A 12,773-nucleotide genomic window follows, 5' to 3' on the forward strand; every position below is an offset into this window, starting at 1 on the left:
CACAGTGGCGATGTTGTCAGTGTTCTTCAGCAGGTGCTTGTGGTGCGGCACGTGCACGCAGCAATGTGGCGGCCATGCCGCTCACGGTGATGAGGGCCATGCCCGCCCATCCGATCAGAGGGATGTCATCACCGAACAGCAGCAAGCTGTACAACGCGGCAAACACAATGCCCGAGTATTGCAAGTTAGCCACCACCAGTGTCGCGCCGTGGCTGTAGGCGCGGGTCATGCACAGCTGACCAAGTGACGCAAAAATGCCCACAGGAATAAGCCACACCGCGTGTTCCCATTCCCAAGTGGAGACGCCCATGAAAACCATGCCTGCCAAGCCCGCCACGATGGTGCCAATGGCAAAGTAAAACACAGTGCGTGTTTCAGGCTCGCCCATTCGGCCTAAGGCTGTGACTTGCATGTAGGCAAAGGCGGCGCAAAAACCAGACATGAGGCCAATGAGGCCCGCATAGATTTGGTCTTGTGCCATGGTGGGGCGCAGCACCATGATCACACCTGCAAAACCAGCCATCACGGTGAGTGCAAGAGGCCCTTGAGACCAAGGGCTTTGTCCTTCGTTAGGTTTCCAGTTGATGAGTGAGCCACCCACGATGAAGGCGGCAATCCAAACGCTGCTCATGTAATTGAGCGTCATGGCTGTGGCCAAGGGTAGTTTTGAGATGGCGTAAAACCACGCGCTCAACGACGACACGCCAATGATGGAGCGCCACACATGCATGCCCACGTATTGGGTGCGCAGTGAAATGTTTTGCTGTCGTGCAATGACCGCTAAAAAAATAAAACCCACCACGCCTCGGTAGAACACGAGTTCTGCCGAGTTGAAGTGGGCGGAGCCATATTTGACGCAAACCCCCATGGTGGCAAAGAAGGCTGCGCCGAGCAGCATCCACAAGGCTTGCATTGAGGGGGTTAGCTTTGCGTGAAGTTGAGCTTGCCGCGATACCACTCGTGGAAGTGCTGCATGCCGTCTTCCATGGGGCTTTGGTAGGGGCCGACTTCGTTGTCACCACGATCCATCAAAGCCTTGCGGCCTGCGTCCATGCGCTCAGCGATTTCGTCGTCTTCGATGCAGGTTTCCATATAGGCCGCACGTTGGGCTTCAACGAATTCACGCTCGAAGGCGACGATTTCTTCGGGGTAATAGAACTCCACCTTGTTCAACGTTTTATCCACGCTGATAGGGTGCAAAGTGGACACCGTCAACACATGCGGGTACCACTCCACCATGATGTGTGGGTAGTAGGTGAGCCAAATCGCACCGCGTTCGGGCAATGCGCCGTTGCGGTAGTTCAGCAGCACGTCATGCCACTTTTTATAAACATCTGAGCCAGGCTTGCCAAAGGTGTTGGCCACGCCCACGGTTTGTACCGAGTATTCGGGCTTGAATTCCCATTGCAAGTCGTCACAGGTCACGAAGTTGCCAAGGCCTGGGTGGAAGGGGCCGACGTGGTAGTCCTCGAGGTAGACCTCGATGAAGGTCTTCCAGTTGTAGTTGCAGGTGTGCAGCTCGACGTGGTCGAGGGCATAGCCGTCAAAGTTCAACTCTTTGGCGGGGCCCATGCCCGCGAGGTCGGCCAAGATGTCGCGGCCGTTGTCTTCAAACAGCATGCCATTCCACTCACGCAACTTGTAGTTGTTGAGATTCAGGCAGGGGTCGTTTGCAAAGTGGGGAGCGCCCAACAATTCGCCCGAGGGTGAATAAGTCCAGCGGTGCAGTGGGCAGACGATGTTGCCGCCCGCAGAGCCAGGGGCTTGGGTTTGTAAATTGCCACGGCCTTTGAGCATCACCGCTTGGCGGTGGCGGCACACATTCGAGACCAGCTCAACACCTTTGGCCGTGCGTACGAGCGCACGCCCTTCGCTTTCCTGGGGCAAAGCGTAGTAGTCGCCCACGTTGGGCACGGCAAGTTGGTGGCCCACATAACGGGGCCCTTGCTGAAAGATGGTCTCCAGTTCGCGCTGAAAAAGCGCCTCGTCAAAGTAACTGGTAACTGGTAGTTGGCTGTGCGCCTGCTGCAGTTGAAGACTTAAATCAGACATGGGTGACCTGACCTAAAGACTCCCCACAGGGAGGTAAGTGGACAAAAATAAATCGGCCCGAAGGTCGATTGAAGGATGCCCATTGTACCCAAGGGGGCTAACTTTGCCCCGCATGCGGCCTAAAATGGTGGGCTATTTGACCCATCTCAAAACGGATATTCGCTCACCATGCCCAAGGCCAAAACCACCCCAAGCGGCGCAGACACTGCGCCCGTCAGCTATGAGGCTGCTTTGAAAGAGCTAGAAGGCTTGGTGCAACAAATGGAATCGGGCCAGTTGCCTTTGTCCGATTTGTTGTCGGGTTATCAACGGGGTGCTGAACTTTTGGGTTACTGCCGTGCGCAGTTGGATGCCGTAGAGCAGCAAATCAAAGTTCTGGACAACGGCGCTTTGAAAGCTTGGACACCCACGTGAGCAAAGCCATGACCCCTGCCGAACTCGACCAGTGGAGCAACCATTGGCTGGCTGTCGTCGAAGACGCTTTGTCGAGCTGGATCAACCCGCAAGCCCCTGCAGGCTTGGGCGAGGCCATGCGTTATGCCGTGCTGGATGGTGGCAAGCGTTTGCGCCCGTTGTTGGTGTTGGCTGCGCGTGAGGCGGTGGCCCACGGCAAAAAAGACGCGACACTGGATGAAGCCGCTTTGCGTGCCGCATGTGCCGTTGAGCTGATACATGCTTATTCACTCGTGCACGATGACATGCCGTGCATGGACAACGATGTGTTGCGTCGTGGCAAGCCCACCGTGCATGTGCAGTTTGGCGAAGCCCAAGCTTTGTTGGCGGGCGATGCATTGCAGGCCTTGGCCTTTGAATTCCTCACGCCCGATGATTCGGCCATTCCCACTGACGTGCAAGCCCGTTTGTGCCGTTTGCTTGCCACCTCAGCTGGTCACGCCGGTATGGCTGGTGGCCAAGCGATTGACTTAGCCAGCGTGGGTGTGGCGTTGACCGAAGACCAATTGCGCCAGATGCATCGCCTCAAAACAGGGGCGCTGTTAGAAGGCAGTGTGATGATGGGCGCAGCCTGTGGAGAGACCACACCACAAGCTATGAATGGTTTGAAGCGTTATGGTCAGGCCTTGGGCTTGGCTTTTCAGGTGGTGGACGATATTTTGGATGTCATCGCCGATTCAGCCACGCTTGGTAAAACCGCGGGTAAAGACGCCGCGAATGACAAACCCACTTACGTGTCGTTGCTGGGTTTGGAAGAGGCGAAGTCATATGCGCAGTCATTGTTGCGCGAGGCGCTGGATGCCTTGCACAGCACGGGCTTGACGCACACCCACGCGCTGGCCGCATTAGCTGAGCGTGTGGTGAACAGAAACACGTGAACACACATGCCTAATTTGTTGCAAACCATCAATTCGCCCGCCGATCTGCGTGCTGTGCCGCGCCACCAATTGCCTGCGTTGGCCGATGAGTTGCGTTCTTATTTGCTGCACAGCGTGGCCAAAACAGGCGGGCACTTGAGCTCCAACCTCGGCACAGTCGAGTTGACTGTGGCACTGCACTACGTGTTCAACACGCCGCACGACCGCATCGTGTGGGACGTGGGTCACCAAACCTACCCACACAAAATTTTGACGGGCCGCCGTGACCAAATGGGCACGCTGCGCCAACGCCATGGCCTGAGCGGTTTTCCGCGCCGGGACGAAAGCGAGTACGACGCCTTCGGTACGGCTCACTCGTCCACCAGTATTTCTGCCGCCTTGGGTATGGCGATTGCCGCTCAGCAAAAGGGTGAACAACGCCATGCGATTGCCGTGATTGGCGACGGCGCGATGACCGCGGGCATGGCCTTCGAAGCACTCAACAACGGTGGTGTGTCCACCTCCAAGCTGTTGGTCATTTTGAATGACAACGACATGTCGATCAGCCCACCCGTCGGTGCGCTGAATCGCTACTTGGCGCAGCTCATGAGCGGCAAGTTTTACTCAGCTGCCAAAGAGGTGGGCAAGCAAGTGCTCAAAGGAGCGCCGCCTTTGTTTGAACTGGCCAAGCGTTTTGAAGAACACGCCAAAGGCATGGTGGTGCCTGCGACTTTGTTTGAAAAATTTGGCTTCAACTACATCGGCCCGATTGATGGGCACGACCTTGAGTCGCTCATTCCCACGCTGGAAAACATCAAGCACTTGGAAGGCCCGCAGTTCTTGCATGTGGTCACTAAAAAAGGCCAAGGCTACAAGCTCGCCGAAGCCGACCCTGTGGCCTACCACGGCCCAGGCAAGTTTGACCCTGCGGTGGGTTTGCAGCCTGCTGCTGCAGGCAAAACCACCTTCACCCAAGTGTTCGGTGATTGGCTGTGTGACATGGCCGAGCACGACCCATTGCTCGTGGGGATTACGCCCGCCATGCGCGAGGGCTCGGGGATGGTGGAGTTCCATCGTCGCTTTCCTGAGCGCTATCACGATGTGGGTATTGCCGAGCAACACGCCGTGACGTTTGCCGCTGGCTTGGCCTGTGAAGGCGTCAAGCCCGTGGTGGCGATTTACTCCACCTTTTTGCAACGTGCCTACGACCAAGTCATTCACGATGTAGCGCTGCAAAAGTTACCCATGGTGTTGGCGCTGGATCGCGCAGGCATTGTGGGCGCGGATGGCGCGACGCACGCGGGTTTGTATGACATTCCGTTCATGCGCTGCATCCCTAATGTCAGCGTGGCTTGCCCTGCCGACGAAAACGAATGCCGCCAGTTGCTGACTACCGCTTACCAACAAGACCACTGCGTGGCAGTGCGCTACCCACGCGGCGCTGGTGCGGGTGTGCCTGTGCAGCCTGGCTTGAATGCTTTGCCATTTGGCAAAGGCGAGGTACGCCGCGAGGGCCAACGCATTGCCATCCTCGCGTTTGGCACGCTGTTGTATCCCGCGCTGCAAGCAGGTGAGGCGCTCAATGCCACTGTGGTGAATATGCGCTGGGCCAAGCCGTTGGATACGGTGTTGCTGGCGCAAATCGCTGCCACGCATGACGCCTTGGTCACGGTGGAAGAGGGCGCCGTCATGGGCGGTGCTGGCTCTGCTGTGTTGGAGGCTTTGCAAGACCTGCAACAACCCAAACCTGTGTTGGTATTGGGTATTAGCGATGTGTTCACCGAGCATGGCGACCCAGCCAAACTTTTGGCCGAATTGGGACTCGATGCTGCAGGCATTCAAGCGTCCATTCAAAAGCGTTTTGCAACGCTTTTGAATTAACTTCTCATTGAAGTAATTTCAACCCCTCTGAAGATTTTTGAAACCCGAATGCTTCGGGGGTAAACCCGCGCATCTAATCGCATTTCCAACTGCATACAATGCCCCATCGCTGGTGGGTGTTGCGCCACAAATGTGACATTCAATGCGATTTGTATCAACAACTTATGGGAGTCTCATATGGACCGTCGTTCCGTCATTAAAAACGCAGGTATTGCAGGTATCTTGGCTGCCGGTGCAGCCCCCGCAGTGCATGCACAAGCAGCGATTCGTTGGCGCTTGGCCTCGAGCTTTCCTAAGTCGCTCGACACCATCCACGGTGCAGCCGATGTTTTCGCCAAGGCTGTCAAAGCCATGTCGGGTGGTAAATTTGAAATCTCGGTGCACGCAGCTGGCGAAATCATGCCTGCGTTCGGCGTGGTCGACGGTGTGCAACAAGGCTCTGTGGAAATGTGCCACACAGCCCCTTACTACTTCTTCGGTAAGGACGAAACCTTTGCTTTGGGTTGCGCCATTCCTTTCGGTTTGAACAGCCGTCAAATGACAGCATGGATGTACGAAGGCAATGGCTTGAAGCTGATGCGCGAGTTCTACGCCAAGTACAACATGATCAGCTTCCCAGGCGGTAACACAGGCGCTCAAATGGGTGGCTGGTTCCGTAAAGAAATCAAGTCTGTGAATGACTTGAAAGGTTTGAAGTTCCGCGTGGGTGGCTTTGCTGGCAAAGTGCTCGAGCGCATGGGCGTCATCCCTCAAAACATTCCTGGCGGTGACATTTACCCAGCTTTGGAAAAAGGCACGATCGATTCAGCTGAGTGGGTGGGTCCATATGACGATTTGAAATTGGGCTTCAGCAAAGTGGCGCCCTTCTACTACTACCCAGGTTTCTGGGAAGGTGGTCCTCAGCTCGACTTCTTCATCAACGACAAAGCATTTGCTGCGCTGTCTCCTGAGAACAAAGCGATTGTCGAAGCTGCAGCTGCACAAGCGCACTCTGACATGCAAGCTAAGTACGATGCACGCAACCCCGCCGCTTTGAAGCAGTTGGTGGGCTCTGGTACCAAGCTGCGCGAGTTCCCCAAAGACGTGATGGCATTGGCGTTCAAAGAAGCCATGGCTTTCTACAACGAAGTTTCTGAAAAGAACCCCAACTTCAAGAAAGTCTATGCTGACTACTCTAAGTTCCGTGCAGACTCGAACCTGTGGTTCCAGTTCACCGAAGCGAAGTTCGACCAATTCATGCAAAAACAAAAGCTGTAAGCTGGCTTTTTGCAAGAACAAAAAAACCGCGCCTCGGCGCGGTTTTTTTATGGCTTTCAAACTTGAGTTTTACAACTCGCGAAATGCGGCTAGCTCGGTACTTAACCGCATGCATTCCGCTTGCACGTGGGGGCTGCTCACGTAAAACACAGCAAACTTACCCATCAGTGTACGTACGTAAAAGCGAGGTGCCATGAACCATTCCAGGCCACGAACGCGAATGAGTTTGGCATAGGCCAACTCGTCGTAGGCCATGTGCTTGTCCCATATCCAAGTTTGGTGAATGCCTTTGGCATCTAAGCGTGCGCGGCTGTGCATCACATGCCATGTGGTCCACGCCAGCAGGGCCCATCCCAAGACGAACCAGCCTGCATTGCGCAAACCGTTGAGGCCGGTGTCACCTCCAAACTTGCCCTGTTGCCACAAAGTGAACAACCAATAACCAGAACCGACCAAGGTCGTCCAAGTGATGGCTTGAAACCAGCGCGAGAAAGCAGGGCCCTCAATGCCACCATCGGCAGAGGGATGAAAGACAAAAGGCGTGGGGCCTAGAGCTGAGGGGGGAGTTGGTTCAAGAGAGGACATGGCAATTGACTGGCAAGAAAAAGCCCCTCGGGCGTACCGGAGGGGCTGGTCGTTAGAAGGTGCTTATTTTTTGAACAAGTCTTCCATGCGTTTTTGTTCTTCTGCGGCACTTTCGCCAGCAGGTTTGGAGCCTTCGAGTTTGAGCTCTGCCTCAGGGGTTTCTTGTTCGGTAGGCATCTCGATGACCACACTGTCTATGTCCACTTTTTCTTCTTTGTCCAAGAACATGGTGACGGTCTCGGGCACGAAGATCACGATCACGACCAACACCAATTGCATGATGACCCATGGAATGGCTCCCATGTAGATGTCGTTGGACTTGACGGGTTTCTCGATACGGCCTTCTTTGAACAAGGTGTCGGCAATACCGCGCAAGTAGAACAGCGCAAAGCCGAAGGGCGGATGCATGAAGCTCGTTTGCATGTTCACGCACAGCAGCACACCGAACCACACCATGTCGATGCCCATCTTGTCAGCAACGGGGCCGAGCATGGGCAAGATGATGAAGGCGATTTCAAAGAAGTCTAAGAAGAACGCCAAGAAGAAGATGAAGATGTTCACCACCACGAGGAAGCCCACTTGGCCGCCAGGCAAGCCGGTGAGCAAGTGCTCCACCCACTTCGCGCCGTCCACGCCTTGGAACACCATCGAGAACACGCGTGAGCCGATCAAGATGAACACCACCATGGCGGTGAGGCGCATGGTGCTGTGCATGGCTTCCCAAATCAGGGCTTTGTCCAAGCGATTGTGCATGGCAGCCAAGATCAAAGCGCCCACGCAACCCATCGCACCCGCCTCGGTGGGGGTGGCAATGGCGGTGTTGATGCCGGGCAAGCCGCCCATCGAGCCCAAGACCGCGAAGATCAAGAAGGCTGAAGGGATGATGCCGCGCAAGCACTTCATCCACAGGTGGAAACCGTCCGCGGTGCGTGCTTCTTTGGGAATGCCTGGCACGTGGTCAGGTTTGATCAAACCCAGCGCAAAGGTGTAGAGCGCGAAGATGGCCACTTGCAACATGGAGGGGCCCCATGCGCCTTTGTACATGTCACCCACAGAACGGCCGAGCTGGTCAGCCATCACCACCAACACGAGGGATGGTGGTACGAGCTGGGTGATGGTGCCTGACGCTGCCAACACGCCAGTGGCGTAGCGCATGTTGTAGCCGTAGCGAATCATCACGGGCAATGAAATCAAAGCCATGGCAATCACTTGGCCAGCCACCGTACCGGTGATGGCGCCCAAGATGAAGCCCACGATGATGACTGAATACCCCAAACCGCCACGCACGGTGCCAAAGAGTTGTCCCATGGAGTCGAGCATGTCTTCAGCGAGGCCACACTTTTCAAGAATGGCACCCATGAAGGTGAAGAAGGGAATGGCCAGCAACAAATCGTTGCTGAGAATGCCAAAAATGTTCAGGGGCAAGTTGGACATGAAGCTCACGGGGAACCAGTCCATGCTGATGGCGAAGAGGCCACAAGCCAAGCCCAAAAACGCCAGCGAGAACGCGACGGGGAAACCAATCAGCATCGTCAGCACAAGGCCGCCGAACATGATGGGTGCGAAGTTTTCCATTTGCATGATCGTGAGTCCTTATTGCACTGGCTTTTCGTAGTGCGTGTCCATTTCATACTTGCCTTGCAAGTAAGCCACGCGCTTGATGATTTCGCTCAAACCTTGCAGGAACATCCAGCCAAAGCCCAAGGGGAGGAGAAGCATGGCAGGCCAGCGAATCAAACCGCCTGCATTGCTTGACATTTCGTTGGTCACATACATCTTGACGAAGAGCGGAAAGCTCAACCAAGTCAACATGGCCATCACGGGCAACAAGAACAGGACCAAGCCAAACAAGTCGACATAGACAGGGCCTTTGTCTTTGAGCTTGCCGTAGAACAAATCTACGCGCACGTGCTCGTTGAGTTTGAGCACCAAGGGGGCGCCCAGCATCACGGTTGCTGCGAACAGGTACCACTGAATTTCGAGCCAGCCGTTGGAGCTGACGTCAAAGCCGTATCGGATGAATGCATTGCCTGCCGAGATCACGGCAGCGGCCAATACGCCGAATGCTGCAACGTGGCCAAATTGCTCACTGATGCGATCAACGCCTAATGCAAATTTAAGAAGTTTTGACACTGCGTGCCTCCATTTTTTGCCAACCATGGATCGTACCAAGACAAACCCATGGTCTGAGCGAATTCAGATGAAGATTTCAATGTCGATTTGAACTAATTTCAAGCTGTCACAGGGTATTAACCAGTTCTTTTGCCGCGTGCGAACGTCCACCAAGGCAGTTCCTCACGAAGCGACTGAACTTTCCCGCAGTTTTTCGGGGCATAGCCTGCGAGGGTTTTGACGGTGTCTTGCCATGCAGCTGTTTGAAGCAGATCTCGCAATGCTTGGGTGGCCGGACTGTCGAGTTCGGATTTGAGGCAAACCAAATGAAACTGTTCTTCAACCAAAGGCACAAAACCAAGACCGCGTGCTTGGGCGGTACTTTCTATGCCCAAGCCGACATCGCAGCGCCCAGAGGCAATAGATTCTGCCAGTGCGGTGTGTGAGGGTTCTTCATCGGGCCAGTTGTTGAGGTTTTGCGGGCCAAGGTTGTCTTGTTTAAGCAAATCCTCTAACAAAACCCGTGTCCCTGTGCCCTGGGAGCGTTGAACGAAACGAGCTTGGGTGCGTGCTACATCGGCGAGGCTGTGCAGCTTCAATGGGTTGCCTGCAGCGGTGATCAGGCCTTGCTTGCGTGTGGCAAAGCCAATGATTTTGTGCAAGCCGGGTTGCAATAAGTGTTGGTAGGCAAGGGCTGTGTGAGAGTTGACGGATGGGGCACTCTGTGTGTGAAACCCAGCCAACGTACAACGTCCTTCGTTAAGGGCGCGAATGGCGTCGACGCTACCGCAAAAACGAATGTCCAGATGCAAACCTTCCGTGGCAGCATGTTCCCTTAAACGTGGCAAAGCGTCATCGTGGCTGGCATACAAAGTGAGCACATGGGCCTCTGGGTCAAAGGCCACAGCAAACGTGCGCTCCAAATCTGCGCGCAGGGCTTCTAGCTGAGGGGCCAGGCGCGCTTGGGTTTGGCGTTCAGCCCACATGAGCTTGTCGCCGAATTCGGTGAGTTTGGCGGACTGACCTTTTTCCCAAATGATCAGGTCGTGGCCCAGCACGTCTTCCCAGCGTTTGAGCTCGCCCCACACATGTCGGTACGACAAATTGAGCTGACGTGCGGCGGCTGAAATAGAGCCTTTTTGTGCCACGGCTTGCAGCAGATCCATCAAAGGATGGCGAAGCAAGGCTGTGTCGCCGTTGGGTTCGGCATCAGTTCGGTGGCTGAGGGTGTAGTGAAGACGGACGCTATGCACGGCGTTACATATGTTGGGGTATTGCGTAGGCCAGTACGATAACTGAAGTTTTGATTGTTTTTTATGACCACCTTGACCGACACCGCGCTGATCGCGCTCCAGCTTCTGACCGACCTTGACCCCTTGCTGTGGTCCATTGTGGGACGCTCTTTATGGGTGAGCTTGTTGGCCACTGTGATGGCGTGCAGTCTGGGTGTGGTGCTAGGCGCATGGTTGGGTGTGGCAAGGTTTCGCGGACGCGATGCGCTGCTGACGGTGCTCAACACCTTGCTAGCCTTGCCCTCAGTCGTGGTGGGCTTGTTGGTGTATTTGTTGCTGTCGCGTACGGGGCCTTTGGGGCATTTGGGTTGGTTGTTCAGCCTCAAAGCGATGGTGCTTGCGCAAACCGTGTTGGTCTTGCCAGTGGTCACAGCGCTGACACGTCAATGCGTGGAGGACGCAGAACGCAGCCATGGCGAGCAGCTGCAATCGTTAGGCGCCCAGCCTTGGTTGCGCAGTGTGTTGCTTGCTTGGGATGAGCGTTATGCCTTGCTCACCGTGTTGATTGCAGCGTTTGGCCGCGCCATCTCAGAGGTCGGCGCTGTGATGGTGGTGGGCGGGAACATCGAAGGGTTCACACGCGTCATGACAACGGCCATTGCACTAGAGACCAGCAAGGGTGATTTGCCCCTTGCTTTGGCGTTGGGCATGGTGCTCATGAGTGTGGTGCTGCTGCTCAATGTGGGTATATCGTTGCTGCGACGCTGGCGTCAGCGAATCGATGGTGTCGGGGCGGATCCTGTGCAAGGGGTGTTGGCGTGAGTCCGGTGTTGCAGTTGCGCGATGTGTCGGTGCAGTTCAACACGCACTTGGCGTTGCAACAGGTGAATTTGCAAATGCATGCAGGTGAACGTGTGGCCTTGGTCGGTGCCAATGGCAGCGGCAAAAGCACACTATTGCGCGTCGCGCATGGCTTACTCAAGGTGTCGGGGGGGCAAGTGATGCCAGCGCCACACATGAGGCAAGCCATGGTGTTTCAGCGTCCCCATATGCTGCGCACCAGTGTGCTGCGATTTGTCGTGTGGGGCTTGTGGTTGCAAGGCACATCTTGGCAAGAGGCGCACGGTCTTGCTCTGCAGGCTCTCGAACGTGTGGGTCTACAAGACATGGCCCAGCGTTCGGCGCGTACTTTGTCTGGTGGTCAACAACAGCGCCTCGCGTTGGCCCGTGCTTGGGCCTTGCAGCCTAATTTTGTGTTGCTCGATGAACCAACATCCAGTCTTGACCCGCATGCCAAGCGCGAGGTCGAGCGCTTGTTGCGTGAGTGGGTCGACGCTTCTGATGTGAGCTTGATTTTCAGCAGCCACAACTTAGGCCAAGTCAAACGTTTGGCCACGCGTGTGGTGTATTTGGAAGCGGGGCGAATTCTGGCTGATTTGCCCGTGGATGAGTTTTTCAATCGACCTCTGAGTGAGAGCCACCCTGAGGCCCATTTGTTTTTAAAAGGAGAGTTGGGATGACAACACGTCGCACACATTTGTTTTCGTTGGCTGGTTGCTTAGCCATGGCCTTGGTTTTGGGCAGCAGTGCTGCTCAAGCGCAATCCCCGAGCATCGTGATGGCATCGACGACTTCTACCGAGCAATCGGGTTTGTTTGCGCATTTGTTGCCCGCGTTCAAACAAGCCTCAGGCATCGACATCAAGGTGGTGGCGTTGGGCACAGGCCAAGCGTTGGACACGGGGCGCCGAGGAGATGCCGATGTGCTGTTTGTGCATGACCAAGCGGCTGAAGAAAAATTTGTGGCCGAGGGTTTCGGCGTGAAGCGATACCCCGTGATGTACAACGACTTTGTGTTGGTTGGCCCTGCCAACGATCCCGCCAAAGTTCGTGGCAAAGACATCGTGTCTGCTTTGCAAAAAGTGGCTAACACACAAGCCGGTTTTGTTTCTCGCGGTGACAAGAGCGGCACCCACGCGGCGGAGCTGCGCTACTGGAAACAAGCGGGTTTAGAGAATAAAGGTGCAGGTTACAAAGAATGCGGTTGTGGCATGGGCCCCGCATTGAACATTGCATCCTCCACAGGTGCTTACGCATTGACCGATCGTGGTACTTGGTTGAACTTCAAAAATCGCCAAGATCTGCAGGTGTTGGTGGAGGGGGACAACCGCTTGTTCAACCAATACGGTGTGATGGTGGTCAACCCTGCCAAGCACAGCCACGTCAAAGCTGATTTGGCGCAGAAGTTTGTGGATTGGGTCGTTTCGCCTGCAGGCCAAGCCTCGATCAATGGCTACAAGATTGGCGGCGAACAGCTGTTCTTTGCCAACGCCAACAAATAAACC

General features: G+C 55.3%; 13 protein-coding genes. 7 read left to right on the forward strand and 6 right to left on the reverse strand.

Annotated elements, in window-relative coordinates; all coding sequences use genetic code 11:
* Positions 1 to 16: 16 nt before the first annotated feature.
* Positions 17 to 913 carry a DMT family transporter gene (locus tag QMG27_RS03955; protein ID WP_281813429.1) on the reverse strand — a complete coding sequence of 299 codons (897 nt, stop codon included), beginning with the start codon at positions 911 to 913 and terminating at the stop codon, positions 17 to 19.
* Positions 914 to 921: 8 nt separating this feature from the next.
* Entirely contained in the window at positions 922 to 2,052 is a 1,131-nt protein-coding gene (locus tag QMG27_RS03960) for an aromatic ring-hydroxylating dioxygenase subunit alpha (RefSeq protein ID WP_281813430.1), read from the reverse strand.
* A 168-nt stretch (positions 2,053 to 2,220) separates the two neighbouring features.
* Between QMG27_RS03960 and QMG27_RS03965 the strand changes: the two genes are divergently transcribed.
* The 4 genes from QMG27_RS03965 (at position 2,221) to QMG27_RS03980 (ending at position 6,500) form a co-directional block, all read left to right on the forward strand.
* Positions 2,221 to 2,466, forward strand: coding sequence for an exodeoxyribonuclease VII small subunit (locus QMG27_RS03965; RefSeq protein ID WP_281813431.1), 246 nt, complete (start codon positions 2,221 to 2,223; stop codon positions 2,464 to 2,466).
* Positions 2,467 to 2,474: 8 nt separating this feature from the next.
* A complete protein-coding gene (locus QMG27_RS03970) occupies positions 2,475 to 3,383 on the forward strand; it encodes a polyprenyl synthetase family protein (RefSeq protein WP_281813432.1) in 909 nt (302 codons plus the stop codon).
* Between the two features lie 6 nt (positions 3,384 to 3,389).
* Positions 3,390 to 5,243 carry a 1-deoxy-D-xylulose-5-phosphate synthase gene (gene dxs / locus QMG27_RS03975; RefSeq protein ID WP_281813433.1) on the forward strand — a complete coding sequence of 618 codons (1,854 nt, stop codon included), beginning with the start codon at positions 3,390 to 3,392 and terminating at the stop codon, positions 5,241 to 5,243.
* A gap of 177 nt (positions 5,244 to 5,420) precedes the next feature.
* On the forward strand, positions 5,421 to 6,500 hold the full coding sequence (locus tag QMG27_RS03980; RefSeq protein WP_281813434.1) for a TRAP transporter substrate-binding protein: 1,080 nt from the start codon (positions 5,421 to 5,423) through the stop codon (positions 6,498 to 6,500).
* Between the two features lie 69 nt (positions 6,501 to 6,569).
* On the opposite strand, the gene QMG27_RS03985 is transcribed toward QMG27_RS03980, so the two are convergent.
* The 4 genes from QMG27_RS03985 to QMG27_RS04000 form a co-directional block, all read right to left on the reverse strand.
* Complete coding sequence (locus QMG27_RS03985; RefSeq protein WP_281813435.1) at positions 6,570 to 7,085, reverse strand: hypothetical protein; 516 nt, start codon at positions 7,083 to 7,085, stop codon at positions 6,570 to 6,572.
* Positions 7,086 to 7,148: 63 nt separating this feature from the next.
* Positions 7,149 to 8,666, reverse strand: coding sequence for a TRAP transporter large permease subunit (locus tag QMG27_RS03990; protein ID WP_281813436.1), 1,518 nt, complete (start codon positions 8,664 to 8,666; stop codon positions 7,149 to 7,151).
* Between the two features lie 12 nt (positions 8,667 to 8,678).
* The gene (locus tag QMG27_RS03995; protein ID WP_281813437.1) at positions 8,679 to 9,218 is read right to left on the reverse strand and encodes a TRAP transporter small permease subunit; all 540 of its coding nucleotides are present in this window, start codon (positions 9,216 to 9,218) and stop codon (positions 8,679 to 8,681) included.
* A gap of 116 nt (positions 9,219 to 9,334) precedes the next feature.
* A complete protein-coding gene (locus QMG27_RS04000) occupies positions 9,335 to 10,450 on the reverse strand; it encodes a substrate-binding domain-containing protein (protein ID WP_281813438.1) in 1,116 nt (371 codons plus the stop codon).
* Positions 10,451 to 10,513: 63 nt separating this feature from the next.
* Between QMG27_RS04000 and QMG27_RS04005 the strand changes: the two genes are divergently transcribed.
* The 3 genes from QMG27_RS04005 to QMG27_RS04015 are packed head-to-tail and all read left to right on the forward strand — an operon-like array spanning position 10,514 to position 12,770.
* Entirely contained in the window at positions 10,514 to 11,251 is a 738-nt protein-coding gene (locus QMG27_RS04005) for an ABC transporter permease (RefSeq protein ID WP_281813439.1), read from the forward strand.
* Positions 11,248 to 11,949 (forward strand): phosphate ABC transporter ATP-binding protein, encoded by a 702-nt coding sequence (locus QMG27_RS04010; RefSeq protein WP_281813440.1) that lies wholly within the window; start codon positions 11,248 to 11,250, stop codon positions 11,947 to 11,949. Before QMG27_RS04005 ends, QMG27_RS04010 begins: the two co-directional genes overlap by 4 nt.
* Before the next feature lie 44 nt (positions 11,950 to 11,993).
* Positions 11,994 to 12,770: a substrate-binding domain-containing protein gene (locus QMG27_RS04015; RefSeq protein WP_281814515.1), complete on the forward strand. Its 777-nt coding sequence runs from the start codon at positions 11,994 to 11,996 to the stop codon at positions 12,768 to 12,770.
* Positions 12,771 to 12,773: the final 3 nt, after the last annotated feature.

It is taken from the genome of Limnohabitans sp. MORI2 (assembly GCF_027925025.1).
Taxonomy (GTDB): Bacteria; Pseudomonadota; Gammaproteobacteria; order Burkholderiales; family Burkholderiaceae_C; genus Limnohabitans.

Excerpts from the sequence above, each read along its gene's own strand:
- dxs (WP_281813433.1), top strand. The coding sequence starts at position 3,390 with ATGCCTAATTTGTTGCAAACCATCAATTCGCCCGCCGATCTGCGTGCT.
- QMG27_RS03980 (WP_281813434.1), top strand. The coding sequence starts at position 5,421 with ATGGACCGTCGTTCCGTCATTAAAAACGCAGGTATTGCAGGTATCTTG.
- QMG27_RS03955 (WP_281813429.1), bottom strand. The coding sequence starts at position 913 with ATGCAAGCCTTGTGGATGCTGCTCGGCGCAGCCTTCTTTGCCACCATG.
- QMG27_RS04005 (WP_281813439.1), top strand. The coding sequence starts at position 10,514 with ATGACCACCTTGACCGACACCGCGCTGATCGCGCTCCAGCTTCTGACC.
- QMG27_RS03990 (WP_281813436.1), bottom strand. The coding sequence starts at position 8,666 with ATGCAAATGGAAAACTTCGCACCCATCATGTTCGGCGGCCTTGTGCTG.
- QMG27_RS03965 (WP_281813431.1), top strand. The coding sequence starts at position 2,221 with ATGCCCAAGGCCAAAACCACCCCAAGCGGCGCAGACACTGCGCCCGTC.
- QMG27_RS04015 (WP_281814515.1), top strand. The coding sequence starts at position 11,994 with ATGGCCTTGGTTTTGGGCAGCAGTGCTGCTCAAGCGCAATCCCCGAGC.
- QMG27_RS03970 (WP_281813432.1), top strand. The coding sequence starts at position 2,475 with ATGACCCCTGCCGAACTCGACCAGTGGAGCAACCATTGGCTGGCTGTC.
- QMG27_RS03960 (WP_281813430.1), bottom strand. The coding sequence starts at position 2,052 with ATGTCTGATTTAAGTCTTCAACTGCAGCAGGCGCACAGCCAACTACCA.
- QMG27_RS03985 (WP_281813435.1), bottom strand. The coding sequence starts at position 7,085 with ATGTCCTCTCTTGAACCAACTCCCCCCTCAGCTCTAGGCCCCACGCCT.